Source organism: Pseudomonas sp. FP2338 (assembly GCF_030687515.1).
GTDB lineage: Bacteria > Pseudomonadota > Gammaproteobacteria > Pseudomonadales > Pseudomonadaceae > Aquipseudomonas > Aquipseudomonas salomonii.
The window spans coordinates 4,911,698-4,936,830 of record NZ_CP117436.1; the positions used below are offsets into that span (position 1 = coordinate 4,911,698).

Here is a 25,133-nt window from a genome sequence, read left to right on the forward strand (position 1 = left end):
CCAACCCGTGAACCCAGACATGCTCGAAGCCGGCCCCATCGACGCCAAAGTACTTTCCGTCTTTGACTTCGACGGCACCCTCACCCACCACGACAGTTTCGTGCCCTTCCTCAAGTTTGCCTTTGGCCCCGGTGAGTTTTATGGCCGGATGGTCAAGCTAGCGGTGCCTGGACTGCGCTTTTTGCTGCAGCAGATCAGCCGGGATGAGTTGAAGGCGCAGTTGATCCGCACCTTTATGACGGGCGTGGAGAAGGCGTGGGTGCAGCAGCAGGCTGAGGCGTATTGCCAGCGTTATTGGACCAAGCTGATGCGCCCCAAGGGCTTGCAGTCGGTGGAAGATGAGGTGAAATCCGGGGCGGTGGTGACGCTGTGTTCGGCGTCGCCGGCGTTGGTGTTGCAGCCGTTTGCGAATCGGCTGGGGATCAAGTTGATTGGCACTGAGCTTGAGGTGGTCGACGGGGTGTTGACGGGCAAGCTCACGGGGAATAATTGCCGGTGTGAGAATAAGGTGCTGCGCCTTGAGGCGGTGTATGGGGATTTGGGCGAGTATCGGCTAAGGGCCTGGGGCGATACGCGTGGGGATCGGGAGTTGCTGGCGGCGGCGCAGGATGCGCATTTTCGGCATTTTCATTCGAAGAAGAAGCAGCGCAAGTTGCAGCGGTGATGCGGGTGGGTGGGGTCGGCGGGTGGGCCGAGGCGATCCCATCGCTGCCTCGCTGGGGCTCGAGAGCTCCCACATTCTGATCGGTGCCAGATGGATAGCGCACTAGCATGGGGTGCTGGGGGGCGATGCAGATGGATGGGTTCGGCAACTGGACCTAGGTGATCCCTTCGCTGCCTCGCTGGGGCTCGAGAGCTCCCACATTTGAGCTTTGTCAGCCTGTTGATCGGTGTTCGGCGGGGTTTATGTCGCGGCTTTGAGGTCCACGCCTAGCGCCGTTGCAAAGGCTTTTACCATCGGGCTTCTTGGCGCGTTATGGCGCAGGATCAGGTTGAACGCGGTGCTCAGGTGAACCTGTTCCGGGCACAGTGCGCGCAGGCGCCCTTCCCTTACCAGTGGCGCGGCGTAGTGTTCCGGCAAAAAGCCCAGGAAGCGGCCGGTGAGGATCAGGATGGCGACGGCTTCCACCTGGGAGGCCGAGGCGGACTGGCTGTCGTAGGTGACGAAGTTGGCTTTGTCGCGGTGGATCGCGTACCGGTGGTTGACCACTTCGTATTGGCGCAGCACCTCTGGCGTGAGGTCGCTCGCGTTGAACAGCGGGTGTCCTACGGCGCAGTAGGCGTGGGCTTTTTCTTCGTAGAGGGGGAAGTAGTCGAATTCTTCACGGCGTTGGTATACCGGGACGATGCCGACGATCAGCCGCCCTTCCACCACGCCGCGTTCAACTTCGTCCAACTGCGAGGCATGCAGGCGCAATCTAATTTTCGGCGACTCGCTGTGTAATTTCCCCAGCGCGGTTATTAGCGGGGAATTAACGTCGGACACGGTGTTATCAATAACGCCGACACTAAGGTCGCCAATCAGCTCGTTTTGCGCCGAACTAAGCTTGTCGCGAAAACTGTCTACCGAGGTAAATAACTCGATGGACGCTTGATACACCAACTTGCCTTCTTCGGTCAGGCCGAACCCTTCGCGGCCCCGTGTGCACAGGCGCATGCCGATGCGAATTTCAAGGTCGGAGATCTGTTTGCTGATGGCCGCCAGGCCCACATTCAGCTCGTTTTGCGCGGCGCTGAAGCCGCCGGCTTCGACCACGGCCATGAACACGCGCAACAATTTGAAGTCCAGCCCGCTCAGTTGCAGCGGCGGCCGAGTGCCGGGTTTTGGCGGCATGTTTCCAGAAGTGGAAAGTGGGGTTTCCATAATACGCGTTGACCTCAAGTGCCATATTCAACAGGCTTCAACCCAATCCTTGAACATAGCCAGGCGGCGATAATGAACATAAACATCCGCCCTTGGCAACCTTGAATACGGCGCGTCAGACGCTGGTTCAGTCTAGTTGAAATATTATTTTTACTGCCTCCGACTCTTCTAAAAACAAGCGTGAGGAATACCGATGTCCCAGCCCACCGATCGCCTTTGGGGCGCTCGTTTCAAGACCGGTCCGTCTGCTGCCTTGGCGGCGTTGTCCCGCTGCCCCGAGCGCTATTTCCGCCTGACGCCCTACGACCTCGCTGGTTCGCGCGCCCATGCCCGGGAGTTGCAGCGCGCCGGTTTGCTGGATGAGTCGGAGACCTTGCGCACCCTCGAAGCCCTGGACCGTATCGGTGATGATTTCGCCGCCGGGCGCCTGCATCCAACCCTGGACGACGAGGACGTACACACCTTTATCGAACGCGTATTGACCGAGCGCCTGGGCGCCTTGGGCGGCAAGTTGCGCGCCGGGCGTTCGCGTAACGACCAAACGGCCAACGACCTGCGCCTGTTCCTACGCGACCATGCGCGCACCCTCACCACCGAGGTGTTGGGTTTGCAGCAGGCGCTGGTGGATCAGGCCGAGCAGCACATCGACAGCATCTGCCCAGGCTTCACTCACTTGCAGCAGGCGCAACCGATTGTGTTCGCCCACCACTTGCTCGCTCATGCGCAGTCGATGCTGCGTGATGTGCAACGGTTGATGGATTGGGATGCGCGCACGGCGTTGTCGCCGTTGGGTGCGGCGGCGATGGCCGGTTCTGCCATTGCACGCCAGCCTGAACATTCGGCCAAGGAAATGGGCTACACCGGGCCGTGCGAAAACTCCATTGATGCTGTCGCCAGCCGTGACCATGTGGCGGAGTTTCTGTTTGTGGCGGGCATGCTCGGGGTGAATATTTCGCGCCTATCCGAGGAGTTTTGCCTATGGTCGTCGCGCCAGTTTCGTTGGGTGGTGCTGGACGATGCCTACGCGACGGGCAGCTCGATCATGCCGCAGAAAAAGAACCCGGACATTGCCGAATTGGCGCGAGGCAAAGCTGGGCGCTTGATTGGCAACCTGACCGGGTTGATGTCAACGCTCAAGTCGTTGCCGCTGTCGTACAACCGCGATTTGAGCGAAGACAAACACAGCGTGTTGGACAGCGTGGATACGTTGCTGCTGGTACTGCCGGCGATGGCCGGGATGGTTGCGACCATGAAGGTGCAGGTGGAAGAGCTGCGGCGTCAGGCGCCGATGGGCTTCACCCTGGCGACTGAGGTAGCGGATTGGTTGGCGACCCGGGGTGTGCCGTTTAAAGAGGCGCATGAGATTACAGGCGCCTTGGTGCAGGCCTGTGAGAAGCATGAGATTGAGTTGTGGGAAGCCTCGCCGGCGATGCTGGCGGAGGTGGATGCTCGGCTGCTGCCTGAGGTGCGGGACTGCTTGACCCTGGAAGCGGCGATTGCGGCGCGCAGTGGCTGGGGCGGGACGGCGCCGGAGCGGGTTCGGGAGCAGATTGGGCGGTTGAAGGTGGCCTTGGCGGCTCAGCAACAATGGGCTGAGAGTTATCAGGGGTTTCGGATTTAAGCCTGGGCCGTTGTGATGAGTTTGCTGGCGCTTTCGCAGGCAAGCCAGCTCCCACATTTGGACCGTGTTTTAACAGTTGGATCGAGTACAGCAGTGGAGTAGCACCATGAACCAAACCCCGGCGGAGCGCTTGGAAGCCGAGCGCAAGTTGTCCGAGAACCAGTTCGATATCACGCAGTACGAGCATGTGCCGCGTCGGTATTACGGACGGATGTTTTTTGCCACGTTGATCGTGATCGCGCTGGCCGCGTTGCTGCGTGCGTTTGCCAATGGTCAGATCGAATGGTCCTACATAGGCCAGTTCCTCACGTCTGAGGCCATCCTCTGGGGCCTGGTCAACACCATCGTCATGTCGATCCTGGCGATGGCGCTGGGCGTGGTGATCGGCGTGATCACGGCGATCATGCGCATGTCGGCCAACCCGATCCTGCGCTATGTGGCCATCACCTACACCTGGCTGTTCCGGGGTACGCCGCTGATTCTGCAATTGCTGCTGTGGTTCAACCTGGCGCTGATTTTCCCGGTGATCGCGATTCCCGGCTTGTTCAGCATCGACACCGTCGACCTGATGACGCCGTTCGTGGCCGCCCTGCTCGGCCTCAGCATCAACCAGGGCGCGTACACCGCCGAAGTGGTGCGCGCCGGTTTGCTCTCGGTCGACACGGGCCAGTATGAAGCCGCCAAGTCCATCGGCATGCCGAGCCTGCAAGCACTGCGTAGGGTGATTCTGCCGCAGGCCATGCGGGTGATCATTCCGCCTGTAGGCAACGAGTTCATCAGCATGGTGAAAATGACCAGCCTGGCGAGTGTGATCCAGTACTCGGAGCTGCTGCACAACGCACAAAACATCTACTACGCCAACGCGCGGGTCATGGAGCTGCTGATTGTGGCCGGTATCTGGTACCTGGCGGTGGTGACTGTTCTTTCATTTGGTCAAAGCCGCCTCGAGCGTCGTTTTGCCCGCGGCGCCGGCAAGCGTTCGTAAGTTTGGGTTGAGGAGATTTGCCCCATGAGAAGCATCGTCAAGGCCGTCAACCTGAACAAGTATTACGACCAGTATCACGCGCTGCGTGACATCAATATCGAGGTCGAGCAAGGCGAAGTGATGTGCATCATCGGCCCGTCCGGCTCGGGCAAAAGCACACTGCTGCGTTGCGTCAACCAGTTGGAAAAAATCGACAAGGGCGGCCTGTGGGTCGACGGCGAGCTGGTCGGTTACCGAGTGGTCGGCAACAAACTGCATGAGATGAATGAATCGCAGATTGCTCGCCAGCGCCTGGCCACCGGCATGGTGTTCCAGCGTTTCAATTTGTTCCCGCATATGACCGTGTTGCAGAACATCATCGAAGGCCCGGTGCAGGTGCTCAAGCGCTCGCCCAAGGAAGCCATCGAAGACGCGCTGGAGTTGCTGGCCCGCGTCGGGCTGGCGGACAAGCGCAATGCTTACCCGGTGGAATTGTCCGGTGGCCAGCAACAGCGTGTGGCTATTGCCCGCGCCTTGGCGATGCGCCCCAAGCTGATGCTGTTTGACGAACCCACGTCAGCCCTCGACCCGGAGCTGGTAGGCGAAGTGCTGTCGGTGATGCGCGACTTGGCCACCACCGGCATGACCATGATCGTGGTCACCCATGAGCTGGGCTTCGCCCGCGAAGTCTCCAACCGCATGGTGTTTATGGATGCCGGCCAGATTGTGGAAGCCGGCAGCCCTGAAGAAATTCTAATAAGCCCACAAAACCCGCGTACCCAAAGCTTTATTTCTGCCGTTCGCACTTAACTAAAAAACTAACGAGAACGCCCCCATGAAAACATTGTTTATCCCCACGTTGCTCGCAGGCCTGATGGCCTCCACGTTTGTGTTCGCGGCATTGCCGGCGGCAATCAAGGAAAAGGGTGAGATCAGCGCGGCCATCGTGCCGAACTACCCGCCGATGGACTTCAAGGACACCGCCACCAACAAGCTCACAGGCCTGGATTTCGACCTGGGCAATGCCCTGGCCGAGCGCCTGGGCGTGAAGATCAAGTGGCAGGAAACCGGCTTCGAGCAGATGCTCAGCGGCCTGACCACCAAGCGCGTCGACATTGTGCTGTCGGGCATGTCCGACACCGCCGAACGCCAGAAGTCCGTGACCTTCATCGACTACTTCACCAGCGGCCCGCAGCTGTACACCCTGGCCAAGCGTGAAGACCTCCAGGCATTGACTGACCTGTGCGGTAAAAAAGTCGGCACCAGCCGCCGTACTACCTGGCCGTCGGAAATTGCCGCGTGGAGCAAGGAAAACTGCGAAGCGGCCGGTAAGCCAGCCATTGTGGTAATCGGCACCGAAGGCTCGGCAGATGCGCGGGCGCAGTTGCAGCAGAACCGTCTGGACGCGGCGATGCAGGGCAGCGAGACGATTCCTTATTTGATGTCGCTGGATAAGGGCAAGTACAAGCCGGTGGGTTTGGCGATTTCCAAGCAGTTCACGGGGCTGGGGATTGAGAAGAGCAACACTGAGTTGGTCACGGCGATCAGTGAGGCGCTGCAGGGCATGATGGATGATGGTACGTACGGCAAGATCCTGAAGAAGTGGGATCTGGAGCAAGGTGCGGTGGAAAAAATCTCCATCAATGCCGGCCAGTAAACACACGATCTAAAAATGTGGGAGCTGGCTTGCCTGCGATAGCGGTGGGCCAGTGAACAATATTCAAGCTGACCCACCGCTATCGCAGGCAAGCCAGCTCCCACATTAGCTCTGTGTTCACAGTTGAGCTGTTTTCACAGTTGATCTGTGTTGTCTTGACGCAATAACAAGGACGCTCGCCCCCACCGTGGCCACCTACTCCCTGGTAATCCGCCGCCTGATGATCTGCTCGGTGACCATTGTGGTCAGCCGCGCCATGACCAGCCCCTTGCTGGCCTTGCTCTTGAGTACCCGGCTGGGCCTCAACCAGCAGGACATCGGCCTGTTGATGGGCATTGCCGTGTTTATCGCCACGTTGCTGGGCCTGTATGGCGGCTACATCATCGACCGCCTGGAAAAGCGCAAGCTGTTGATCCTGGCCATGCTCTCCAGCTCCATCGGGTTTCTGTTGCTGACGTTTGCCAGTAACCTCTATCTCACCACCCTGACCCTGGTGATTACTGAAGCCGCCTCGGCGCTGTTCCTGATTGGCTCCAAAGCCATCATCAGCGAGAACCTGCCGGTGGGTGATCGCGCCAAGGTGTTTTCCCTGCGTTACACCCTGACCAACGTCGGCTATGCCACCGGGCCGATGGTCGGCGTAGTGATTGCCGGGCATATGCCACTGGCGCCGTTTTTAATCGCCAGCGCCATTGCGTTTGGCAGCCTGTTCCTGATGATCGGCATCCCACCGACCCAACGCGATGACAGCCACAAACCCTTGAGCTTCCTCAGCACCCTGCGCACGTTGCGCAGTGACCGCACGCTGATCCTGTTCACCAGTGGCAGCCTGTTGAGCACCATTGTCCACGGGCGCTACACCCTGTATCTGTCGCAGTTTCTGCTGGTGGCCTACAACCCCGCCGAGGCGCTGAAGATTTTGTCGGCAGTGCTGGCCTGCAACGCCATCACCGTGATTGTGATGCAGTACCAGATTGGCCGGTTTCTCAAGCGCGAACAGTTGCGCTACTGGATCGTGCTGGGCACGTTGCTGTTCATTGCCGGGCTGGTCGGTTTCAGCCAGGCACACAGCCTGCTCACGTGGTGCCTGGCGATGTTCGTATTTACCCTGGGCGAGATGATCATTTACCCGTCGGAATTCCTGTTTATCGACACCATCGCCCCCGACGCATTGCGCGGCAGTTACTACGGCGCACAAAACCTGGCGGCATTTGGCGGAGCGATGAGCCCGGTGATTTGCGGCTATTTGCTGATCAACGCTGCGCCGACCAGCATGTTCTATGCGTTGGGTGCACTCACTGCGATGGGCGGTACTTTGTGTTTCTTGAGCGGCCGACGTGTAGCTGGCACGCCGCTTATCTAATGTGGGAGCTGGCTTGCCTGCTCCCACATTTTGCTCTCAGTAATGTCTGATATTTGCGTAGTATCCAGCTATTCATCTCACGGACCCGAGCCCCATGAAATTCGACACGGCCTACAGCCTGAGTCTCGACGACAAGCTGTCGATCTACGACGTTCGAGACCTGAATTTCGACGAAACCGCCGACTTCGACTCCGACAAGGACAGTTTCCTGTGCCCCAACGATGACTGCCGCGCAGCATTCGAAACGGGCAATACGCTGAGCACCTTCAACGCGAAGAACGTCAACTATCAGCGCACGCCACACTTCAAAAACAAAACCAGCACCCGGCATATCGACGGCTGCCGCTATGCCAGCACGCATAAGACGGCAACGGGTGAAAGCGACGACGAACGCGAAGACAATTTCCCATCGGAATTTGTACTGACCCGGCGTCAGTACCAGCGCAACACTGCACTTGTCGGCAGCGAGGGAAGCGTCCCACAAGATTCAGCGAAGGCGCCTTCGACAAGTACCCGTTCATCCCACGCCACCAGTGACACAACCCCGGACAAAACCAGCGTCTTCGCACACCCGGTCGAGTGCTATGTGTCGAATATCGACGACAAGGACAAGCTCAAGTCCATGCCGCTGAAGGTTGGCGAGCACTGCGCTACCTACTGGACGTTCTTCAAGAAGATCGAATACCTGCAGGACAACAAAGGCCTGATCTACTGGGGCAAGATCAAAGCGATCAAGGATTACACCAGCAGCTTTCGCATCGACTTCGAAAAAAAGGTGTGGCTCGACAAAAAGCCTTATTCAGTCAATGTCTACCTGAGCAAAAAACTCATCGAGAACTACCGCAAGCGCACGGCGTTCCTGGAGCAGATCAAGGCGGCCGCCAGTAGCGAACGGGCCTTGTATTGCTTCTTTTACGGCGTGACGCCAGCGCTTAAACAGGTGCCGAGCAAGAAGAACCCCGAGCAGACATTCGGGGTGTTCAGCGCCAATATCGAGAACCTGGACCACTTGATCATTCGTGAGGCACCGGGGTTGGAGTAATGGCTCGCTTGGCAGCCATCAAAAAAAATCCAGTTGATGAACGGCGCAAACAACTGTACAAAAACACAGTATAGTTTGCCTTCCCCCGTCGAACCTGGAGAAACCCCATGTCCTCTCTGGCAATGAGCTCTTTCGTAGAACAGCAGATCGTCCTGCACCAATTCACCGCCAAACACAGTGCACAGGCCCGCGTGATGCTGGGCTGGAGCCGTGAAGACCTGGCCCGTCAGGCCGGTTTGGCGGTGGAGGTGGTTCAGCGTTTTGAAAGCCTGGGTGAGGTGGAGGATCAAGCTCGGTTAGCCCTCGCGTTCCGGCTGGAGGCTGAAGGCCTGGTGTTTTTTCCAGGGTTTGCGCCGGGCTGGGGGATGAGCGCACGCAGGTTTGAGGCCGCCCCAGCCGAGCCCGCCGCACCGGGCCTCATCTCGCGGTTGATGGGCTCAGCAGCGGCATCAAATGACTCACCAACGCCTCAGCCGAATGGTGCGTAGAGTCCAACCGGATCACCGGGCAGGTCAGCGGTTTCAACCAGCTTTCATGCCGACGCAGGCTGCGTAGGCTGTGGTTGCCGCCATCGTAACGAGCGGCCCAGGCCAGGAATGCGACGCTGTTGGCGTGGCGGCTGCCGCCTTCCAGAATCTGCTCGCCGTAGCGTTGCACTTCGCGCAGTTGCAAGCGTTTGAGCCGTATCTGTGGGTCCAGGCGCAGGAACACTACATGGGTGAACTGCGGGATCATGGCATCGCCCCAGCCACAGAGTGAACCGGAAAGTACCCAGCCCTCAAGGCCGGCACTCTGTTCCTGCAACAGGCGGATGCGTTCATCCTTGGGCCGGGCGACCGTGAAAGGCTCTGATGTTTGTTGCCAGTAGAAATAGTCGGAGTCGAAATAGGCGACGCCCAGGCGTTTGGCCAGGGCCTGGCCCAGGGTTGAAGTACCAGCGCCAGCAGCGCCGAGAATGTGAACTTTGTAAGCCATGCCTGCCCTCCATGGCAGTGAGTGTAATACGCGCGGTAGCACGCAGCGCATCATTTACAGCTCGGGTTTTACACCGGCTTGGGCTGCTTGCTCGTACCCGTAAGCGACTGCCAGCAAAGCGGGCTCGGCCCAGCGGGTGCCGAAGAAATAGGCACCGGTCGGCAAGCCATCTTCATTCTTCCCAGAAGGCACGGTGATCCCTGGGTAACCCGCTGCGGCAACCCCGAAGTAGATGTTGGTATCGAAGTCGGACACCATGGCATCCAGGTTTTGCGCCTTGATCGGGTCATCCACGCTGTTGCGAAAGTCCTGAATAAGCTCGTCCCACAGCGTTTTGCGTTGCTGCGGCGTGAGGGCGGCAGCGTTGACCTCCTTGAGTACAGATTGGTGATCCGTCTCAGTACCATCACGGGTTTCATTGAATGCTATCAACTCGGCCAATGATGTCACCGGCAGGCCCGGACGCTTGGCCAGGTAGGCATTCAGTTCTTCCTTCACGTCCGAGAACAATAGTTCGTAATAGCGTGAAGCATCTGCCAGCCGCAGGTTGATCGGTATCAACGTAGCGCCTTGCTCACGAAGTACTTGCAGTGTCTTGCTAAATTGCGGGCTGTTGTCTACCGGCAAACTTTCACCGCTGAAGGTAAATGTCGCGGGGTAACCGATAAGCTTGCCCTTCAACGCACCTGGCACCAGCAGCTTGGTATAGTCGATACCTTGAGGGGCGCCTATGCTTTCGGGATCGGCAGGGTCACTGCCGGACATGGCATTGAGCATCAACGCAACGTCATACACCGAGCGAGCCATGGGGCCGGGTGTGTCTTGTCGGCGGCTGACGGGAATAATCCCGTTGCGATCCAACAAGCCAATGCTGGGTTTGAGCCCCACCACCCCATTGAGCGCCGCCGGTACGATGATCGAACCATTGGTTTCCGCACCGACCGCCAGGGGCGCCAGCCCGGCCGCCAGGGGCGCCAGCCCGGCCGCTACCGCTGCGGCAGACCCCGAACTGGAGCCGCCGACGTCAGCACCCGCACGGTGAGGGTTAAGTGTTTGCCCGCCCCGGCTGCTCCAGCCATCGGGGCCACCGCGAAAGCCGGCCAGTTCAGTCATGTTGGTTTTACCCAGGATCACCGCCCCTTGCTTGATGAGGTAATCGACCAGAGGAGCATTCTTGCCAGCAGCCGCCCCCACAAGACCAAATGCGCCTGCGCTGGTTTGCATGCCCGTGGTCTCGATGGTGTCCTTGAGCATAATGGGTATGCCATGCAGCGGGCCGCGCACCTTGCCACTCGCGCGTTCACGGTCCAGCTCGCGCGCGGCCTCGAGTGCCTCAGGGTTGAGTTCGATGACAGAGCGCAATTGAGGGTCGAGCGTGCGGATGCGCTCTTGCAGGAAACTCACCAGATCGACCGACGTGAGCCCCTGCGGCCGAGCCATGTGTTCGCCCAATTCGAGAACGCTGGCGTATTCAACCCCAGGCGCCACGGGTTTCGGCGCTGGCGGTTCCTCAGCCAGGCGCTGCGCCGACACGGTTTGCGCAGCCTGTCGGATGATCGAATACACGCCGTAAGCAACCGTCATAAAGGTCTCTCCTGAGTTCAAAAATCATGCGGGATAAAGTCCGCCATTCTAAGAACCCCAGCTGCTCAAGACTTTCAGGCAACCTCCACGCACATCGTAGGAGCGTTCTGTGCACTCCGTAGCTGTTACGCGCGCCCTGTCGCGCAGGCGCTGATCTGGCGAAAGGCACGCGACAATAGCGGCAATGCATCACGCGACCACTGCGCGCCGTAAAACCACAGCTTCGCCCCGTCCCCCAAGGGTTCGCAAAGTGAGGGATAGCCGCTGACGCAAGCACGGTGAAAGGCGACGCTCTCGCTGTCAGACACCAGCGCATCCAAGCGATGTGCAGTCACCAGCTCATCTATTTCATTGCCTTGCAGGGTAAATTGCAGGGAGTGGTCTTCGCGACGCGCGTCCACCGGCACCAGTTGCGCACCGGCCTGGCGCAGAAGATCGAAGGCTGCACACAAGGCTTCGCTGTGTTCGACGGCTTCGCGATGATCACCTTGCACATAACGGTCGGCAAACCCGATACGCCAACCCGATAGCAACTGGGTAGCCGTAAAGCTGGTGTTATTCAGCACCAGGGGGACTTCAACCATGACCGGCCCAGTGGGGTCGATACCACTTAAAGCCGCGAGTGATAACGCGGGATCCCGCGCAGGTCTTGCCGGTAGGGCCGGCGCGTTGTAGCCGGGAATCGGCGCCGCGCCCACCACGTGCGCCGCGCCAAAGACGATACCTGCGCGGCTCAGATTCTCGGGTTTAGCATGAACGGACTCGTCCGCGTGCCCTGCGCTGCCCGCCTCCTCGGTCACAGGCAAGGACAGATCCAGGCGACACGGCATCCCCAACCGCCAATGTTCACTACAGTTTTTTTCCATCAGAACCCGCCCCCCGGTAATTGATCAGGCGGGATCATCGCACTCTCATCAAGCGTTTGTCGCAGCCCTGAAACACCCTGAAAATCCTTTTTCCAGGCGGCAACGTTTCAACCCGTTACGTGTTCTTTTACACCTTGAGTTTCCACCTCCAGCCACCACGCATGCCCGCGGTCCGGCTGGTTCAGGCTGAACGCCTGCCCCATCGCCGGCGTAGTGATCGACACGTTGCGCTCCCAGGCCAGGGCCATAATGCGGTCGAACGGTTCGTGCCAGGCATGGAAGGCCAGGTCGAAGGTGCCGTTGTGGATCGGCAGCAACCAACGGCCTTTGAGGTCGATATGCGCTTGCAGGGTTTGCTCAGGCTGCATATGCACATGGGGCCAGTCGACGTTGTAAGCACCTGTTTCCATCAGCGTCAGATCAAACGGGCCGTATTGTTCGCCAATCCGTTTGAAACCGTCGAAATAACCGGTGTCACCGCTGAAAAAGATCCGCCGCGCGCCGTCGATCATCACCCAGGAACACCACAAGGTCTGGTTGCCATCAAACAGGCCACGCCCGGAAAAATGCTGGGCCGGTGTAGCAATAAAACGGATGCCCTCGACCTCGGTGCCTGCCCACCAATCCAGTTGCCGGACTTTGCCGGCATCCACACCCCACTTGACCAGCGTGTCGCCCACGCCCAGCGGCGCGAGAAAATAGCGGGTCTTGTCGGCCAGTTGCATCACCGCGTTGCGGTCAAGGTGGTCGTAGTGATTGTGGGACAGGATCACCGCCTCCAGTGGCGGCAACTCTTCAAGACTGATCGGCGGCTGATGAAAGCGCTTTGGCCCGGCCCAACTGAAAGGCGAGGCACGTTCGGCAAACACCGGGTCGGTGACCCAGAACTTGCCGCGCATTTTCAGCAGCACGGTGGAATGCCCCAGGCGATACACACTGTGATCGGGCGCCGCCAACAGTTGCTCACGCGTCAGCGGTTGCACCGGGATCTTGCCTACCGGGCGCGTGCTACGTGGCTTGTTGAACAGCATGTTCCAGAAAATGCGCAAGGTTTTGCCAAAGCCACCGTGCTGCACCGGAGCATCGTTGCTGAAATGCCCTGGCGCTTGCTCGGCAGACTTTGGCGCAGCAGGCGCGGGGTCGAGACGGGTTGAAATCGTGGCCATTGCAGAGTGGCTCCAGGGTCGGCTCATAAAATACACCGTGCAGACCAATTACACTGCACAGTGTAGTTTCTAGATTGCAACAAAACCCTGAGCAAGTAAACTACCGAGTGTAATTTCCTTTTAGAGCCGACCATGACTGCACCTCTGCGCCTCACCGACCGTAAACGCGAAGCCATTGTGGCAGCCGCTATCGCCGAGTTTCGCGCGAATGGGTTCGAGGTCACCAGCATGGACAAAATCGCCGCCACCGCCGGCGTTTCCAAGCGCACGGTGTACAACCACTTCCCCAGCAAGGAAGAGTTGTTTGCCGAAATCCTCCACCAGTTGTGGGCCAGCAGCGTTGCCCAACTGGACGTCAGCTACGCCAGCGACCGCCCGCTGCGCGAGCAATTGCGCGGGCTGCTGGAGGCCAAGATGTTGATGATGTCGGACGCCAACTTCCTCGACCTGGCCCGTGTGGCGATTGCCGCCACCATCCATTCGCCGGATCGCGCACAAGACATGGTCAACCGCCTGAGCAAGCGCGAAGAAGGCTTCACCCAGTGGGTGCGCGCTGCGCAGGAAGACGGCCGGCTGTCCTGCACCGACCCCGCCTTCGCCGCCCACCAGATACAAAGCCTGCTCAAGGCCTTCGCGTTCTGGCCGCAGATCACCCTGGGCCAACCTGTGCTGGACGCCGCCTGCCAGGCCAGCGTGATCGAGTCGGCCATCGACCTATTCCTGGCCGGTTACGAAGTGCGCGCACCTGGGCCGCACTAAACCCTGTTGCAGGCGCGACATTCCAGGTCGCTTTTGGCGTATTCCCACGCGGTGCTGCGCAAATGGCCTGGAAGGACACTGATTATTCCCACGCGAATAACTGACAATATTCACCGTTAATATCCGATCAACGGTTCTACCCGCTGACGCACGCTGTCGTACCCGCAAAACAGAGCTGACCCGGAACACTATGGAAAACAGACGAGGCAAAGGGCTTTCATTTGCCAGACGTATCTACAAGCCAAGGATCATCGGCCTGGGTATCGGTAGTATCAGTGTGGCCGGAGCCCTTTACCCCCTGGCGATGCCGGGCTGGGTGTGGGCGTTCATGCTGTTCAATGGCTTTGCCTGGGCGCATGTGGCGTATCATCTTTCAGCCCGATCACAATTTCCCTATCAGGCGGAACAGCGCAACCTGCTCTATGACTCGTTGTTCGGCGGCTTCTGGGCCGCCGCCACCCAGTTCACGCCTCTGACGGCCGTGACCGTGCTGTCGATGATGACCATGAACAATGTCGCCGCTGGCGGCAAGCGCCTGTTTCTGCGCGGGCTGCTGGCGCAAGCGGCGGGTATCGCGGTGGCATGGGGCCTGTTCGGGGTCAAGTTCAACCCCACTGTCAGCCTCAGCCAGGTCTACACCTGCCTGCCGATGCTGACGCTCTACCCGATGGCCATCGGTATGGTCTGCTATCAGTTGGCAATCAAGCTCTCGGAACACAAACGCGCCCTCAGCGCCCTGAGCCGTATCGACAGCCTCACCGGCCTGCTCAACCATGGCTCGTGGAAAGACCTGCTCCACCTCAAGTTCCATAAGTGCCAGCAGCAAGGCAGCCACGCCACCATCGCGCTGATCGACATCGACCACTTCAAGCAGATCAATGACACCTACGGCCATATCTTCGGTGATGCGGTGTTGCGCCAACTCAGCCAGGAATTACGCCGGCACCTGCGGGAAAACGACTTGGCCGGCCGCTATGGCGGCGATGAGTTCTGTGTGATTTTGCCGCAAATGCCGCTGGAAGAAGCCGCGCAAGTCATGGAACGCATGCGCGAAACGTTCGGCAACTATCGCAATACCCAGATCCCGGAGCTGCGCGTGAGCCTGAGCATTGGCCTGGCCGATTTTCAACGGTTGTTCAGCGATGCCGCGATGTGGCTCAACGCGGCGGACCGTGCGCTGTACACCGCCAAGGAAACCGGGCGTAACCGGGTGAATGTCAGCGATTACGTGGTCGCCCATTCCGGCTGAGTTGTCTGATAACACCTCGTCTGAATCTTCCGCCCGCGCCTCGCAGCGATAGCATAATGCCGCCACTGGTCGCCTACCCAATAATGGTCCTGCCCTAACGGCGAACTTCTTGGCAGGCTGATCACTCTGAACCCCTTGTTCCGCCCCCTCTGTCAGCACCAGGAAGCTGACAATGAGCAAGTCAACCGTAAGGCCCAGGGCCATACGGGGTCAGGCGCCTATTCATGGATACCTCTGACGCGTGCTTCCCCGAGCCCTCGAACATGCTATTCAACGCCCATAAAAAAACCATCAGTACCCTGCAACACACCAATGCCCAGCAGGCCAGCCTTCTCGACGCGATTGAGCGCTCCATGGCCGTGATTGAATTCGACCTGCAAGGCAGCGTGCTGCGCGCCAATGACAACTTCCTCAAGACCATGGACTACCGCGCCGAGCAGATCCTGGGGCAGCCACATCGGATGTTCTGCACACCCGCGTTCGCCCGCAGCGCCGAGTACAACCAGTTGTGGACGCACTTGCGCAATGGCCAATTCCAGTCCGGCACCTTTGAGCGGGTGGCCGGCAATGGCCAGTCAGTGTGGCTGGAAGCCAGCTACAACCCGGTGCGCGACGAGGCCGGCCAAGTGGTCAAAGTGGTGAAGTACGCCATGGACGTCACTCCACGCCTGCAAGCCGAAAGCGAAGCCAACGCCAAGCTGGGCGCCATCGACCGCGCCATGGCAGTCATCGAGTTCAACCTCGACGGCACTATCATCACGGCCAATGACAATTTCCTGCAGCGCATGGGCTACAGCCTGGCGCAGATCCAGGGCAAACATCACCGCCTGTTCTGCACGCCGGAGCTGGCCAACAGCACGGCGTATAGCGAGTTCTGGAAACGCCTGAACCAGGGTGAACTGTTCAACGGCCAGTTCGAGCGTGTCGATAAACACGGCCAGATCCTGTGGCTCGAAGCCAACTACAACCCGGTATACGACGCCAGCGGGCGCCTGTGCAAAGTGGTCAAGTTCGCCTCGGACGTCACTGCCAGGGTGCAACAGCATGCTGCCGACGCTGCAAGCGCGGCTCAGGCTTATCATATTTCCCTGAACACCCGGGATGTGGCGGAAAAAGGCGCCGACGTGATTCAGCAAACTGCCAGCGGCATGCGCGAAATTGCCGCCGACATCGACACCTCCTCGCAACTGATCGCCAAGCTGGGTGAGCGTTCGCAGCAGATCACCGCCATCGTCAACACCATTCGCGGCATCGCCGACCAGACCAACCTGCTGGCACTCAACGCCGCCATCGAGGCGGCACGCGCGGGTGAGCAAGGCCGTGGTTTTGCCGTGGTGGCTGACGAAGTGCGGCAACTGGCAGCCCGCACCAGCGGCTCGACGGCGGAAATCTCCAGCATGATCGCGATGATCCAGGACGAAACCCGCCAAGCCATCGAGAGCATGGACAGCACCCGCGACCGCGCGGCGCTCGGGGTCGACCTGGCCAACCGTGCGGGCACGGTGATCCTGCAGATTCGCGAAGGCACCACCGAGGCGGTGCAGGCGGTGAGCGCGTTTGCCAACGAGCGCGGCAACAACTGACCGGTTCTTCATGTGTCTGTCGGGGGGCGCGGTCTATAGTGCTAGCTTGTCTTAACGCTTAGGATTCGAGCCCGCCATGACCCCCGACAAGCCAGAAGCCGTACCTGTCGATCACCTGCGTTTCCACCGCGGCCACGCCCATCTGGCGCCGACCTTTGGCAACGACACCTTTGCCCTCAAGGCCGAAGCCTTCGCACGCTTCTTTGGCACGCCGACCTTTCTCGGCGCGCAAACGGCGATCGTGGTGTTGTGGGTGGTGCTGAACATCACCGGCGTCACGCACTTTGACGTGTACCCGTTCATCCTGCTCAACCTGGCATTCAGCCTGCAGTCAGCCTACGCCGCGCCGCTGATCCTGCTGGCCCAGACACGCCAGGCCGCCCGCGACAAAGCCCAGTCCGACGCCGATGCGCAGCACCGCGAAGCCCTGGCCATCGCCAATACCGAACGCCAGGCCCAGGCCGCGCAAACCACCAAACAGTTGCTGGAGTTGCTGGAGCAGAACACCCGACTGACGGAAATGACCAAGCAACTGACCGAGCGTATCGAGACGTTGACGTGCGAAATGCACGAGCAGTTTGTGCGAAAAACCTGAAAGCAGACCAAAGAGCCCTTGTGGCGAGGGAGCTTGCTCGCGCAGGACTGCGTAGCAGGCGCTTTTTTTAACTCAAGACCAGGGCCGCTGCGCGCCCCAGCGGGAGCAAGCTCCCTCGCCACAGTTGCCGTCTCGCCCTTGGTTGATAGCCCAGCTCAAGGCAACCGAATATGCCGCCCCAACTCATCAAACAAGGTCACCACCGAGCGCAGTGCCCGGCAGTCCGGGCGTGTCAGCAACCACAGCGCGGTCTCACGCCCTGCCAGTGTGGGGCCGAGTGGTTGCAAACCGTCCTCCAACAAAAAGTCCGGCAGTGCCGCCACACCCAACCCTGCCCGCACCAGCTCGGCGACCGACAACATGCTGTTACAGCGATAACTGGGGCGCACGCCCGGCAGGTGTTCACGCCGCCAGGCCACGGTGGAGTGATCGGGCAAGAAGTCATCCGGCGCGATCCACGCCAGTTCGGCCAACTCACGCCCCTGGTTTTGGCGGGCATAACCAGCGCTGGCGCACACCTGATAAGCCACGCTGCCCAGGCGGCGGCCCACCAGGTGCTCCGGCGGCGTCTTGGTCAGGCGCAGGGCAATGTCCGCGTCGCGGCGGCTGAGGTTGGCAAAATCATTGGATGTGCTCAATTCCAGGGTCAACGCCGGGTAAGCCGGCATGAACTGCGCCAGCGCCGGCAACAGCAAACCCTGCAACACCGAGTCGGTGCAGGTCAGGCGCACGGTGCCGCTGATCACTTCGCCGCCCTGCTCCACCCCGATGCGCGCGGCTTCCAGCGCTTGCTCGGCCTGTTCGGCCTGCTGCGCCAGGTGGCCGGCCAAACTGGTGGGCAGGTAGCCGGCGCGGCTTTTTTCGAACAGGGTCTGGCCCAGGGCCGCCTCCAGCCGGCGCACGGCACGGAACACCGTGGACACATCCACCCGCAGCAGCGCCGCCGCCCGCGCCAAGGTGCCGCCACGCACCAGGGCGAGAATCAGCGACAGGTCCGGGTAATCGAGTTGATAGTGCGTGGCTGCATTGAGCATGTGGGCAAACGCCAATGTTGATTGCGTGAGCGCCAATCTATAGTGCGCCTCAGGACACCACAAGCCATGGGATGTACACGATGAAAACCACCCCCCTGCACCTCGCCCTGATCGGTGATTACAACCCTGACGTAACGGCCCACCAGGCCATCCCCGTGGCACTGCAACAGGCTGCCGACACCTTGGGGCTGAGCGTGCAGTTGCACTGGCTGGCGACCGACTCGATCACCCCGGCCACCGAGCTGCAGGCCTTTGACGGCTTCTGGTGCGTGCCCGCCAGCCCCTACCGTGATGCCGACGGCGCACTGCGGGCGATTCGTTTTGCCCGCGAGCAAAAACGCCCATTCCTGGGCACCTGCGGTGGTTTTCAACACGCGGTCATCGAATATGCCCGCAACGTGCTCGGCTGGACGGATGCGGAGCATGGCGAACTGGCGCCCGACGCCAAGCGCGCGGTTATCACGCCGCTTGCGTGTTCCCCGGTCGAGGCCACCGACAGCATCCGCTTGGTGCCCTACACACGCATCGCCCAGGCCTACGCCAGCCTGGACACTCACGAAGGTTACCGTTGCAGCTACGGCATCAACCCCGCGTTCGCCCATGCGTTGCTCGAAGCCGACCTGATCCCCAGCGGCCACGATTCGACGGGTGATCTGCGCGCCGTCGAACTGCTGGACCACCCGTTTTTCGTCGCCACCTTGTTTCAGCCCGAACGCGCGGCACTTAAAGGGCTTACGCCGCCACTGGCGGTTGCCCTGCTCAACGCCTGCCAGGCGCAATCGGTATGATCGCCAACACGCCCGCCCCACCCTATTACGCAGTGATTTTCAGCTCGTTGCGTACCGAAGGCGATCAAGGCTATGGCCAGGCCGCCACGCGCATGCTGGAACTGGCGCGCGAGCAACCGGGGTTTCTGGGTGTTGAGTCAGCGCGGGAAGACGGCTTGGGCATCACCGTTTCCTACTGGGCAAGCGAAGCGGCGATTTTGGCCTGGAAGCAACAAGCCGAACACAGCCAAGTACGCGAACAAGGCCGCGCCCATTGGTACTCGGCGTTTCATACCCGCGTGTGCAAGGTGGAGCGGGCTTACACTTTCCAGCGTTGAAACACAGCCTCAAGCCCCCTGCAAAACCCTGTGGGAGCTGGCTTGCCTGCGATGCAGACACCTCGGTGTATCAAGCACACCGAGTTGATGCCATCGCAGGCAAGCCAGCTCCCACCTTTGACCGAGTATGGCTTTGATGTTGCTGTTGCTGTTGCTGTTGCTGTTGCTGTTGCTGTTGCTCTGGCCCTTACATCCTTTTCGATGACGAGGTCAGCGGTCTTTTGATCTGCGCTTTTGATCTTGATCTTGATCTGAAATCGCCCCGTCAAACACGATGGCCGGAATCTGACAGTGATTTGGGGGGTAAACCGGCAGGGATGCCGGTTTAGCCGCGCTGGGCCAAGGATGGCCCATCGCGGCGGCCCCCCAAATCACTGGCGGATTGCGGGCATGCCGAGCCATAGCGAGGCACCGAGTGTTGGGGCGAGGACCTTTTGGTTACTTTTGCGTCCTTGCAAAAGTGACCCGCCGTCAGGGCGGAACCCTAAGCCGCCATCACCGCAGCAACGGATATGTACCCCGACCAAACACCTCCCGCCCAACCGCTATCGCAGGCAAGCCCGCTCCCACAGGTTGATACCCACTTGCCTGGACCTAACTCACCAAACTGCGCAACGCGCTGATCTGCGGGATCTCCACCCGGCGCATATACACGCGCAACGGCTCGGTGATGTTGATACGGTCATCGATATTCTGGTCCAGCAGCAACTGCAGGCGCTCGCGCGACAGGGTCATGGTGTGGTCGGCGGCCGGCAGCCAGACAAATTCGGCAGTGGGAATGATGCCGTCATCGGCCACGTCCATGCCGAAGGCGTCTTCGCTGAAACGCACGATGTAGTGGCCGGTTTTGCGGTTAAGGCCGACGAAACCCTGGAGTTGGTCGGCGGCCTGGCAGATAAGCTCGGAAGTGATGCGCATGGTAAACCTCACTGAAAAGTCCCATAGGGACTGGAAAGATGGTTTACACGCGTGGCAGAAATTACTGCCCTCTGACGGGGCAGCTTCGGCCAAGAATACTGCAACGCAGCACAAAAAAGCCCAAAAATAGCCTCGTGAGTACCTTAATGTCGGTTTGGTGATAGCGCCTTTCGCAATCAATTGTTAAAAAGGACGCCTTCTCAAAGTTACCTCCACGAAAGGACTTCGCATATGCCTGTTACGTTTACCAAGAGCGCCCTGCTGCTCGCTCTGATGCTCGGCCTTGGTCAGGCACAGGCTGCCGACCCGATCAGCCCGGCTGAATTGGCGACAAACGAAGGCATTCCGTACCCGGCTGTCATTGCTCACCGTGGCGCATCCTACGACGCCCCCGAATCCACCGCCGCTTCCTACAAGCTCGCCCGCGACCTGGGTGCCGACTACCTGGAAATGGACCTGCAACGCAGTAAAGACGGCGTGCTGTTCGCTTTGCACGACAACAACCTGCAACGCACCACCGACGTGGCCACCAAGTTCCCCGAGCGTAAAGACGCCCCGGCCAACGAGTTCACCTGGGCCGAACTGCGCACCCTGGACGCCGGCAGCTGGTTCAACGCCGCCTACCCGGACCGCGCCCGCCCGGCGTTTGTCGGCCTGAAAATCCAGAGCCTGGACGAGATCATCAAGATCGCCGAAGGCAACCCGCAGCACAAACCTGGCCTGTACATCGAGACCAAGGAGCCCAAGCAGTTCCCGGGCATCGAAGCCGATCTGAAAAACAAGCTGCTGGATAAAGGCTGGTTGAGCTCCGCCGGTTCCAAGCTGGGCAAGAGCAACACCGGCGTGGGCCAGGGAAGAGGCCGCGTGGTGCTGCAGACGTTTGAAAAAGACAGCTTGAAAGAGCTGCAAAAAGAAATGCCCAACACCCCGAAAATCCTGCTGTTGTGGGTCGGCCCAGGCAGCATCGAGCCTAAATCGGCACAAACCTTCGCCGAATCCGGCGAAACCACCAAGGCCGCCTACTACGCCAAGCAAGAGCCAAAAGACGCCGCCGAGTTCGAAAAATGGGTGGACGAAGCCAAGAGCCTCGGCGCCATCGGCACCGGCCCGTCGGCTGAGCTGACCAACCATGGCGACCAGAGCTACACCGACCTGGTCAAGCCTGAGATGAACAAACTGACCCACGACAAGGGCCTGCTGGTGCACGTCTACACCGTCGATGAGCCGGTGGACTTCGAAAAAGTCATGAAGGCCGGCGTTGACGGCATCTTCACCAACCGCGCCGCCGAGCTGCTGAAGTTCTACAAGCGCTGGCCTTCGTCGAGCGTGCAGGACCTGCTCAAGGACAACGGCTACTGAGTGAAACCCGAATGGTCAGGTCGCCTGTGGTTGGGGCATGACTACGGCCTGATCTTCGGCGACCTGGGGCGTACCGCGCCCCATGCGCACTATGCCCATCAGCTGGTGTTCTGCCCCGGCAAGCCGGTCACGGTGAGCCTTGATGGCCGTGTCACCACGGCCCATCGCCTGTTTATCCCCTCGCAACACCCCCACGCCATTCTCGCCAGCGACGGTGACGTGCTGATGCTGTATGCCGAACCCGCCGCCTTTGCCGCCCCGACCCTGGAACGTCTGCTGCTCGACGCGCAGCCGTGCCTCGAGACGCTGCAATCGCAACTGGGCCAGCTACCCCGGCGAGCCCTCATTGACCCTCGCGTGGAAAGGGCACTGTCGGCCCTGGATCAACAGCTTGCCGGCAAGGTTTCAGCCCAGGCATTGGCCGAAACCGCGCACCTGTCATTGAGCCAGTTGGAGCGCCTGTTCACGCATCAGTTGGGCGTGCCCGTGCGCCGCCTGGTCTTATGGCGGCGCTTGCGGGTAGCGGTGCAATTGGCCCTCGGCGGCAGCCCGTTGACCGAGGCCGCCCACGCGGCGGGGTTTGCCGACTCGGCGCACTTTTCGCGCACCATGAAGCAGTTGTTTGGCGTGACGGCCGGCGCGTCATTGCGTCAGCTGGACGTGCGGCTGCTAACGTAGTGCGTCCGGCAACTTTGGTTCTTGGCTCAGACGCGTCGGCATGAACGGGTCACGTAACTGCGCCGCATACGCCACCGGGAAATCCGGCCGGCTGCCAATGCCCAGGTCGCCAGGGCCCATGTGATAGTGCTCGCGATAAAACGCCGTGCCCAACAGCCAGTCCCACAGGTTGAAGAACAAACCGAAATTCACATCCCCGGCGCGCCCGTACTTCATGTGATGGAAGCGATGCACCGGCGCCCAGGCGAACACCCAACGCAATGGCCCTAAACGCATATCGACGTTGGAGTGCTGCAACAACAACTGGATCGCAATCGCCAGCGCCAGCAATTGCGCAACCTCCACGGGAATGCCCAAGAGCACCAGCGGCAACAAGCCGGCCGTCGCCTCCAGCATCTGATGCAAAGGGTGCTTCATCAGCCCATTGAACCCATACAGCCGTTGCACACTGTGGTGCACCGCATGCAGGCGCCAGAGGGGCGCAACGCGGTGGCTGGCGTAATGCATCAGGGTAATGCCGGCATCGGCCAACACGATCGACAGCAACAGTTGCGCCCACACCGGCCAGTCGCGCGGCCAAATGCCTTCGAACGCCAGCAGGGCCGTGAGCCCTGGCAAAATCAACAGGCCCAGGGCATTCAGGCTCTCGTTGACCAACGCGTGGAGCGTATCCCGGCGCCGGTCCCCGAGGCTGCGATTCCATTGCGGCTGATAGGGCAGCCATTGCTCCATCACAAATGACACGGCGACGGCTGTCGCAAACACCACCACCAGCCAACCGGGCTTCCATAGCCCCCAGGCTAAAAAACCCACCAGAAATACAGGCGCATAAAGCCAAGCCACTAAACGTTTCATCCAAGTCTCCCTTCCAGTGAGCCCCCAGCATGAAACCCTCCACACCCAGCGAATTGAACAAACGGCGCAACCGTTTGAAATAATTAAGGGTGAATTAAGTTGCGCTGGATAACCTGAGGTCACTTAAACAGCTCACCGAAGAAGGACACACACTATGAAAACCCTGACCGCCCTGTTCGCCGCCACCGCCCTGACCCTGACTGCCGGGTTGGCCCAGGCGGATGTTCGCCCGGACCACATTGAAGGTTTGCTCAAGTCCGGCGCTGTGATGCCGTTCGAAAAACTCAACGCCGCCGCCGTGGCCAAACACGCCGGTGCCAACATCACTGACACCGAGCTGGACCACAAAAATGGTGTACTGGTGTACGAAGTTGACCTGACCGACACCGCCGGCAAACGGTTTGAAGTGAAGCTCGACGCCAAGACCGGCGCCGTACTGGAAGACAAGCAGGACACTTGATTACTTGAACCAAAAAAACCGCGCCACCTCAGGGTGGCGCGGTTTTTTTATGCCTGTTCGTCCGCCAAATGCAGAAAAGGTATCCAGATAGTTCATGAAATTACACCTACAAAGCACAAGGTCGCTAGAATCCCCATTATTGACCTGAGCCGAACGCTCACCACCTTTCGCATCGAGATCGCTGCATGGGGCACAAAGCCGCCGACATCGCCACCATTGGCCGCATCAGCGCGGTACCCGCGATGCTCCAAGTCATCAGTGACATGACCGGCTTGCGCTTTGCCGCCGTGGCCCGGGTGACCGACGACACCTGGACCGCCTGCGCCGTGCTCGACCAGTTGGAGTTCGGCCTCGGCGTTGGCGGCGAACTCGACCTGACCACCACCATCTGCCATGAAATTCGTGGCTCCCACGTGTCGGTGGTGATCGACAAAGCCAGCGAAGACCCGCTTTACCACGACCACCACACCCCGCGCATTTACCACTTTGAGAGTTACATCTCAGTGCCGGTATTTCGCACCGACGGGCGTTTCTTCGGCACCATCTGCGCCCTCGACCCCAAGCCGGCCCCGCTACGCAGCAGCAGTATTCAATCGACCATGGAGTCGTTTGCCCGCGTATTGTCGTTGCAGATTGAAGCCGAGGAAGCCTTGCAGCAGACCGAAGCGCAATTGCAGGAAGAACGCAGCACCGCCGAGTTGCGCGAGCAATTTATCGCCGTGCTGGGACATGACCTGCGCAACCCGCTGTTCGCCATCAATTTCGGCGCCGAACGCTTGCTGCGCAAACACCCGGACCCCGCGACCGACACGCTCATACGCCATATCCTCAGCAGTGGCCGGCGCGCCGCGCAATTGGTCGAGGATGTGCTGGACTTCGCCCGTGGCCGCATGGGCAGTGGCATCCCGTTGCACCTCAAAGACTGCCAGGACCTGCAAGCCGCTTTGCAGCATGTGGTGTCCGAAGTGCAAAGTGTTCACCCGCAGCGGCTGATCCAGGCCGATATCGGCGACCTGCGTGGCGTGTATGGTGACCGCGATCGACTGGCGCAATTGCTCTCCAACCTGGTGGCCAACGCCATTCACCACGGCAGCCATGACGGTGCGGTACAGGTCACGGCGCAGATCGAGCAAGACCACTTCACCTTGGCGGTCAAAAACCCCGGCCAGATCGACGCACTCGCCCTGCCCCGGCTCTTTGAGCCCTACGCGCGACCGCTTAAAGACGCACCGCAAGCCGGCCTGGGCCTGGGTTTATATATCGTCAAACAGATTGCCGATGCCCACGGCGGGCAGCTTAAGGTGTCCTCCTGCGAGCAAACCGGCACCCAGTTCACCTTCAGCTTGAAAATCCGCTGAGCAAGTTTTCAAACTGTCACAAAATCGTCATCCCGCCTTGCAATGATTCGCCCACGCGAACCTGTGAAACGTCCTACA

General features: G+C 60.0%; 25 protein-coding genes and 2 pseudogenes. 19 read left to right on the top strand and 8 right to left on the bottom strand.

All coding sequences use genetic code 11. The features are described from left to right. Positions 1-19 precede the first annotated feature (19 nt). Positions 20-664: an HAD-IB family hydrolase gene (locus PSH96_RS22170; protein WP_305460141.1), complete on the top strand. Its 645-nt coding sequence runs from the start codon at positions 20-22 to the stop codon at positions 662-664. A 240-nt stretch (positions 665-904) separates the two neighbouring features. Here PSH96_RS22170 and PSH96_RS22175 read toward each other — a convergent pair whose 3' ends face one another. Next, on the bottom strand, positions 905-1,864 hold the full coding sequence (locus PSH96_RS22175; protein WP_305455043.1) for a LysR family transcriptional regulator: 960 nt from the start codon (positions 1,862-1,864) through the stop codon (positions 905-907). Positions 1,865-2,057: 193 nt separating this feature from the next. Between PSH96_RS22175 and argH the strand changes: the two genes are divergently transcribed. The 7 genes from argH (at position 2,058) to PSH96_RS22210 (ending at position 8,999) form a co-directional block, all read left to right on the top strand. Beyond that, the gene (gene argH, locus PSH96_RS22180) at positions 2,058-3,485 is read left to right on the top strand and encodes an argininosuccinate lyase (RefSeq protein WP_305455044.1); all 1,428 of its coding nucleotides are present in this window, start codon (positions 2,058-2,060) and stop codon (positions 3,483-3,485) included. A 106-nt stretch (positions 3,486-3,591) separates the two neighbouring features. Next, positions 3,592-4,470, top strand: coding sequence for an amino acid ABC transporter permease (locus tag PSH96_RS22185; RefSeq protein WP_017134649.1), 879 nt, complete (start codon positions 3,592-3,594; stop codon positions 4,468-4,470). A gap of 24 nt (positions 4,471-4,494) precedes the next feature. Continuing rightward, complete coding sequence (locus PSH96_RS22190) at positions 4,495-5,259, top strand: amino acid ABC transporter ATP-binding protein (protein WP_017134648.1); 765 nt, start codon at positions 4,495-4,497, stop codon at positions 5,257-5,259. A gap of 25 nt (positions 5,260-5,284) precedes the next feature. Continuing rightward, complete coding sequence (locus PSH96_RS22195; protein WP_305455045.1) at positions 5,285-6,106, top strand: ABC transporter substrate-binding protein; 822 nt, start codon at positions 5,285-5,287, stop codon at positions 6,104-6,106. 187 nt (positions 6,107-6,293) lie between these two features. After that, a complete protein-coding gene (locus tag PSH96_RS22200; RefSeq protein WP_305455046.1) occupies positions 6,294-7,469 on the top strand; it encodes an MFS transporter in 1,176 nt (391 codons plus the stop codon). Positions 7,470-7,563: 94 nt separating this feature from the next. Then, positions 7,564-8,511, top strand: a complete 948-nt coding sequence (locus PSH96_RS22205; protein WP_305455048.1) for a hypothetical protein — start codon at positions 7,564-7,566, stop codon at positions 8,509-8,511. A 107-nt stretch (positions 8,512-8,618) separates the two neighbouring features. Further along, the gene (locus tag PSH96_RS22210; RefSeq protein WP_081321533.1) at positions 8,619-8,999 is read left to right on the top strand and encodes a transcriptional regulator; all 381 of its coding nucleotides are present in this window, start codon (positions 8,619-8,621) and stop codon (positions 8,997-8,999) included. Here the strand turns inward: PSH96_RS22210 and PSH96_RS22215 are convergent. The 4 genes from PSH96_RS22215 to PSH96_RS22230 form a co-directional block, all read right to left on the bottom strand. Continuing rightward, positions 8,929-9,486, bottom strand: a complete 558-nt coding sequence (locus PSH96_RS22215; RefSeq protein ID WP_305455051.1) for an AAA family ATPase — start codon at positions 9,484-9,486, stop codon at positions 8,929-8,931. The two genes, PSH96_RS22210 and PSH96_RS22215, sit on opposite strands and share 71 nt — an antisense overlap. A gap of 54 nt (positions 9,487-9,540) precedes the next feature. Further along, the gene (locus tag PSH96_RS22220) at positions 9,541-11,070 is read right to left on the bottom strand and encodes an amidase family protein (RefSeq protein WP_305455054.1); all 1,530 of its coding nucleotides are present in this window, start codon (positions 11,068-11,070) and stop codon (positions 9,541-9,543) included. A 125-nt stretch (positions 11,071-11,195) separates the two neighbouring features. Further along, a complete protein-coding gene (locus tag PSH96_RS22225; protein WP_370694375.1) occupies positions 11,196-11,870 on the bottom strand; it encodes a hypothetical protein in 675 nt (224 codons plus the stop codon). A gap of 173 nt (positions 11,871-12,043) precedes the next feature. After that, entirely contained in the window at positions 12,044-13,102 is a 1,059-nt protein-coding gene (locus PSH96_RS22230; RefSeq protein WP_305455058.1) for an MBL fold metallo-hydrolase, read from the bottom strand. Between the two features lie 132 nt (positions 13,103-13,234). Between PSH96_RS22230 and PSH96_RS22235 the strand changes: the two genes are divergently transcribed. From PSH96_RS22235 to PSH96_RS22250, 5 genes and pseudogenes are all read left to right on the top strand, one after another. Continuing rightward, positions 13,235-13,861: a TetR/AcrR family transcriptional regulator gene (locus PSH96_RS22235; protein ID WP_236370589.1), complete on the top strand. Its 627-nt coding sequence runs from the start codon at positions 13,235-13,237 to the stop codon at positions 13,859-13,861. 190 nt (positions 13,862-14,051) lie between these two features. Next, positions 14,052-15,110: a diguanylate cyclase gene (locus PSH96_RS22240; protein ID WP_305455062.1), complete on the top strand. Its 1,059-nt coding sequence runs from the start codon at positions 14,052-14,054 to the stop codon at positions 15,108-15,110. Between the two features lie 353 nt (positions 15,111-15,463). Further along, positions 15,464-16,096, top strand: a pseudogene (locus PSH96_RS29645) (PAS domain-containing protein); the annotation flags it as partial. 162 nt (positions 16,097-16,258) lie between these two features. Beyond that, positions 16,259-16,693, top strand: a pseudogene (locus tag PSH96_RS29650) (methyl-accepting chemotaxis protein); the annotation flags it as partial. Positions 16,694-16,769: 76 nt separating this feature from the next. Next, positions 16,770-17,288: a DUF1003 domain-containing protein gene (locus PSH96_RS22250; RefSeq protein ID WP_056859591.1), complete on the top strand. Its 519-nt coding sequence runs from the start codon at positions 16,770-16,772 to the stop codon at positions 17,286-17,288. Between the two features lie 155 nt (positions 17,289-17,443). Here the strand turns inward: PSH96_RS22250 and PSH96_RS22255 are convergent, their stop codons facing one another. Continuing rightward, on the bottom strand, positions 17,444-18,322 hold the full coding sequence (locus PSH96_RS22255; RefSeq protein WP_305455066.1) for a LysR family transcriptional regulator: 879 nt from the start codon (positions 18,320-18,322) through the stop codon (positions 17,444-17,446). 80 nt (positions 18,323-18,402) lie between these two features. Here PSH96_RS22255 and PSH96_RS22260 point away from each other — a divergent pair, with 80 nt between their 5' ends. Together PSH96_RS22260 and PSH96_RS22265 are read left to right on the top strand one after the other, a co-directional pair. Continuing rightward, complete coding sequence (locus PSH96_RS22260) at positions 18,403-19,110, top strand: CTP synthase (protein ID WP_305455068.1); 708 nt, start codon at positions 18,403-18,405, stop codon at positions 19,108-19,110. Continuing rightward, positions 19,107-19,427 (top strand): antibiotic biosynthesis monooxygenase, encoded by a 321-nt coding sequence (locus tag PSH96_RS22265; RefSeq protein ID WP_305455070.1) that lies wholly within the window; start codon positions 19,107-19,109, stop codon positions 19,425-19,427. Before PSH96_RS22260 ends, PSH96_RS22265 begins: the two co-directional genes overlap by 4 nt. Positions 19,428-20,021: 594 nt before the next feature. Here PSH96_RS22265 and PSH96_RS22270 read toward each other — a convergent pair. Continuing rightward, a complete protein-coding gene (locus PSH96_RS22270) occupies positions 20,022-20,345 on the bottom strand; it encodes a DUF2025 family protein (RefSeq protein WP_056859595.1) in 324 nt (107 codons plus the stop codon). Between the two features lie 231 nt (positions 20,346-20,576). On the opposite strand from PSH96_RS22270, the gene PSH96_RS22275 reads away from it, so the two are divergent. Together PSH96_RS22275 and PSH96_RS22280 are read left to right on the top strand one after the other, a co-directional pair. Then, positions 20,577-21,704, top strand: coding sequence for a glycerophosphodiester phosphodiesterase (locus PSH96_RS22275; RefSeq protein ID WP_056859596.1), 1,128 nt, complete (start codon positions 20,577-20,579; stop codon positions 21,702-21,704). Then, positions 21,705-22,382, top strand: coding sequence for a helix-turn-helix domain-containing protein (locus tag PSH96_RS22280; RefSeq protein ID WP_305455073.1), 678 nt, complete (start codon positions 21,705-21,707; stop codon positions 22,380-22,382). Here the strand turns inward: PSH96_RS22280 and PSH96_RS22285 are convergent. Continuing rightward, positions 22,374-23,237 (bottom strand): sterol desaturase family protein, encoded by an 864-nt coding sequence (locus PSH96_RS22285; protein WP_305455074.1) that lies wholly within the window; start codon positions 23,235-23,237, stop codon positions 22,374-22,376. The two genes, PSH96_RS22280 and PSH96_RS22285, sit on opposite strands and share 9 nt — an antisense overlap. Before the next feature lie 154 nt (positions 23,238-23,391). Between PSH96_RS22285 and PSH96_RS22290 the strand changes: the two genes are divergently transcribed. Both PSH96_RS22290 and PSH96_RS22295 read left to right on the top strand, forming a co-directional pair. Continuing rightward, positions 23,392-23,697: a PepSY domain-containing protein gene (locus tag PSH96_RS22290; protein WP_305455076.1), complete on the top strand. Its 306-nt coding sequence runs from the start codon at positions 23,392-23,394 to the stop codon at positions 23,695-23,697. Between the two features lie 185 nt (positions 23,698-23,882). Further along, positions 23,883-25,055, top strand: coding sequence for a GAF domain-containing sensor histidine kinase (locus tag PSH96_RS22295; protein ID WP_305455079.1), 1,173 nt, complete (start codon positions 23,883-23,885; stop codon positions 25,053-25,055). Positions 25,056-25,133: the final 78 nt, after the last annotated feature.

Bases quoted from the DNA above. Each gene is read 5' to 3' on its own strand.
- PSH96_RS22185 (WP_017134649.1), top strand. From the start codon at position 3,592: ATGAACCAAACCCCGGCGGAGCGCTTGGAAGCCGAGCGCAAGTTGTCC.
- PSH96_RS22190 (WP_017134648.1), top strand. From the start codon at position 4,495: ATGAGAAGCATCGTCAAGGCCGTCAACCTGAACAAGTATTACGACCAG.
- PSH96_RS22170 (WP_305460141.1), top strand. From the start codon at position 20: ATGCTCGAAGCCGGCCCCATCGACGCCAAAGTACTTTCCGTCTTTGAC.
- PSH96_RS22275 (WP_056859596.1), top strand. From the start codon at position 20,577: ATGCCTGTTACGTTTACCAAGAGCGCCCTGCTGCTCGCTCTGATGCTC.
- PSH96_RS22285 (WP_305455074.1), bottom strand. From the start codon at position 23,237: ATGAAACGTTTAGTGGCTTGGCTTTATGCGCCTGTATTTCTGGTGGGT.
- argH (WP_305455044.1), top strand. From the start codon at position 2,058: ATGTCCCAGCCCACCGATCGCCTTTGGGGCGCTCGTTTCAAGACCGGT.
- PSH96_RS22250 (WP_056859591.1), top strand. From the start codon at position 16,770: ATGACCCCCGACAAGCCAGAAGCCGTACCTGTCGATCACCTGCGTTTC.
- PSH96_RS22240 (WP_305455062.1), top strand. From the start codon at position 14,052: ATGGAAAACAGACGAGGCAAAGGGCTTTCATTTGCCAGACGTATCTAC.
- PSH96_RS22205 (WP_305455048.1), top strand. From the start codon at position 7,564: ATGAAATTCGACACGGCCTACAGCCTGAGTCTCGACGACAAGCTGTCG.
- PSH96_RS22295 (WP_305455079.1), top strand. From the start codon at position 23,883: ATGGGGCACAAAGCCGCCGACATCGCCACCATTGGCCGCATCAGCGCG.
- PSH96_RS22215 (WP_305455051.1), bottom strand. From the start codon at position 9,486: ATGGCTTACAAAGTTCACATTCTCGGCGCTGCTGGCGCTGGTACTTCA.
- PSH96_RS22175 (WP_305455043.1), bottom strand. From the start codon at position 1,864: ATGGAAACCCCACTTTCCACTTCTGGAAACATGCCGCCAAAACCCGGC.
- PSH96_RS22220 (WP_305455054.1), bottom strand. From the start codon at position 11,070: ATGACGGTTGCTTACGGCGTGTATTCGATCATCCGACAGGCTGCGCAA.
- PSH96_RS22230 (WP_305455058.1), bottom strand. From the start codon at position 13,102: ATGGCCACGATTTCAACCCGTCTCGACCCCGCGCCTGCTGCGCCAAAG.
- PSH96_RS22290 (WP_305455076.1), top strand. From the start codon at position 23,392: ATGAAAACCCTGACCGCCCTGTTCGCCGCCACCGCCCTGACCCTGACT.
- PSH96_RS22195 (WP_305455045.1), top strand. From the start codon at position 5,285: ATGAAAACATTGTTTATCCCCACGTTGCTCGCAGGCCTGATGGCCTCC.
- PSH96_RS22235 (WP_236370589.1), top strand. From the start codon at position 13,235: ATGACTGCACCTCTGCGCCTCACCGACCGTAAACGCGAAGCCATTGTG.
- PSH96_RS22270 (WP_056859595.1), bottom strand. From the start codon at position 20,345: ATGCGCATCACTTCCGAGCTTATCTGCCAGGCCGCCGACCAACTCCAG.
- PSH96_RS22265 (WP_305455070.1), top strand. From the start codon at position 19,107: ATGATCGCCAACACGCCCGCCCCACCCTATTACGCAGTGATTTTCAGC.
- PSH96_RS22255 (WP_305455066.1), bottom strand. From the start codon at position 18,322: ATGCTCAATGCAGCCACGCACTATCAACTCGATTACCCGGACCTGTCG.
- PSH96_RS22260 (WP_305455068.1), top strand. From the start codon at position 18,403: ATGAAAACCACCCCCCTGCACCTCGCCCTGATCGGTGATTACAACCCT.
- PSH96_RS22210 (WP_081321533.1), top strand. From the start codon at position 8,619: ATGTCCTCTCTGGCAATGAGCTCTTTCGTAGAACAGCAGATCGTCCTG.